The following is a 2,434-nucleotide window of genomic DNA, read 5'->3' as shown; positions in this document are numbered from 1 at the left end:
TGAGCTTTTTCAGAGCCATTGCTAATAATCAATTTATCGTGTGTTGGCTATACAAATCCTGATAGTTACTTAGGAATTGAAGATCAATTACGCTTTATTGAAATGCGTCACAATAACCCCACAGCGACGCTGTCTTTTATTTACAGCTCAGCGTGTCTTTCACCTACAGCAATTCAAGAACTAAATCTGTTCTGCAAACAACATCACATTACTCCCGTTGAATTTGAAAAGCTTAAATTTGAAATGTAACAATCCCAAGATCAAGAACTTTACGCCAATGCAGAAGCAGAAATTCAGCATGCGATTGAGGGAGAGGGTGGAAATATGGCCGCGGCTTCTGATTGCACACGTCTTTTAACGCCAGTAATCGAAAAGTATGGCATATACAGTGATTTTGACGTTCGTGTTTCCTTAACACAGATTAACGCGGACCATTTATTATTACGTGGCCCAGTACTTTTTACCGCAGAATACATGCCTACTCCACCGAGCGTGATGCTAATGTCAAACACTGATTTTTTAGCATTTAGCCTGAATGATAAAATTCCAACACAATTATCTGATGAGGCGCTACGATCTTTAGAAAAAGTTAAAAATTATATAATTAATCGATACAAACAAGCTTATTCTTGGGAGACGTTCTCCCCTGATATCAAAATAAATCAGTTGGCAAATTCAGCTGACATTCAATTAATAATGGATAATTTCCATCATTTATATCCTGATAATCCTAATGTATTCAATTTTAGAAAATATTTAATTGGTCTATCAGAGGTTGAATCCAACAACTCATCTGCGTTAACTCCTAAAGCTTATCTAATGAGGCTTTCCGTAATTAATATGTCAGGGCCGGCATTATTTAATTATGCTTATGGAAATGTTGCACCTGAAGGGACACGCATCCCTCCTATCATCCCGCTCCAGAAAAAATGGTTACCTTTTTTAGCACTTTATGAACGTAGTGATATTGGTTTTTATCAACCTATAGCCAAATTTATTGAGTCAAAAAATTCCTATAGTTCGACAATGAAGAGCGCTTCACAACAGGAAAAAATAGAACGCAAAGGCGATCATGCATGGCTGCCTGAGGGAATGGCTGATAAAAAAGCTCGTGAAGAAAAAATAGAACAAGCTACGTCTGTACTTCAACGAGCATGTCGTCGTTACCTTATTTGGAAACAAGAGCATCCCTTACTGAATGAGGTATTAAAAGTATGTCATGAAGAAGTCATTCTTAAACCAATACGCATGAGTAATTTTGAATTGGCTTTGAGACGCGCTTCTTTTGGGTTAAAACAGGAAGTTGTTGAGTTGATAGTAAAATATAAGTTGAATCATCAAATTGAACTGAATATTAATGGTCAATCGGAAACTAATCCCAAGACAGCATTGGATTGGGCGATGAATGCGAAGTCTAAAACTCAAACCGAGAAAGAGGCGCAAAGCGCTATTATTAGAATTCTCAAACAGGCTAATGCGTTAACGGCAGCAGAGTTACAAGCAGCAGCGCAACAACAAGGTACGTTTAAATAAACACGTTTGATTTGGGTTTTAGTCGAGTAACCACTTTTGAATAAAACAGGGGCTTTGCGAGCATAGACAGAGTATATGTGGTGGTATCCTGTACCGATTTGATTGGATACCGCGGACTTGCCGCGGTACTTAAGGGCACTAAATTTCTTATCTATAACTGACTTTAAAATAATGAATTAGCTTTTAGGAACCAGGTATTTTTCAGCAAAATCTTTTCCTATACATTCACCAAGTTTTCGTCCCCAAGTTGCAGCACTTTCACTATTAATTTTTTCAGGCATACTTGCGTAGAGTTCATTTTGACATTTGTTGGTACTTTCTGGGATTTTAGTGACACATTGTTCGTAGGTCATTTGAATTTCATCAAATCTTTTTTTCAAATCAGGATCCTGGATAAAGCCTTTACAAATAAGATCGGGTAATAAAGGGGTCATTGAGCTTAGCCAGCTGTCTTTTGGCATTTCAGTAGGGCTAGCTGCGTCATCGGCATTTGATACCATGGGAATAAATGCACTACTTAATGCTATTGTTGTTGCTAGAAGCAAGTTCCTTGTCATGATACGTTATCCTTTTTTTGGGTTTCAAATATATATTAGGACACTTATTTATGATTTTCCTGTAAAAACATCATTATGTTTTGATTTATTTGAAGAATTGATCAGTAAATCGTCATTTGTAGTGCTTTTATTGACTGAAAATTATCTTGTTTAGGTTGCTTCAGTTTGCTTTGTTTAAAAATTAAACTAGAATGAAAGTGATGGAAATAAGATAGGAATAATTATGGAAAAGTCCAACTTTCGTTTGTTATTTATTATCCGTTGTTTATTTATTTCTTTGTTTGCGTTCTTTTTTAATGCTGCTTATGCAGCAGGTAATACATTTATTTTTAACCCTAACACGC

At 36.2% G+C, this 2,434-nt stretch carries 1 protein-coding gene and 1 pseudogene; one reads left to right on the top strand and one right to left on the bottom strand.

Going from position 1 to position 2,434, the window contains the following annotated elements:
- Positions 1–264 precede the first annotated feature (264 nt).
- A pseudogene (locus tag Q0495_RS09495) lies at positions 265–1,533 on the top strand (glycosyltransferase family 88 protein); the annotation flags it as partial.
- A 176-nt stretch (positions 1,534–1,709) separates the two neighbouring features.
- Here the strand turns inward: Q0495_RS09495 and Q0495_RS09490 are convergent.
- Complete coding sequence (locus Q0495_RS09490; RefSeq protein ID WP_298625359.1) at positions 1,710–2,090, bottom strand: hypothetical protein; 381 nt, start codon at positions 2,088–2,090, stop codon at positions 1,710–1,712.
- Positions 2,091–2,434: the final 344 nt, after the last annotated feature.

The sequence above is a fragment of the uncultured Legionella sp. genome (assembly GCF_937871865.1).
GTDB lineage: Bacteria > Pseudomonadota > Gammaproteobacteria > Legionellales > Legionellaceae > Legionella.
The sequence above is the reverse complement of the archived record's forward strand: the minus strand, read 5'-3'. Positions and strand labels throughout refer to the sequence as shown.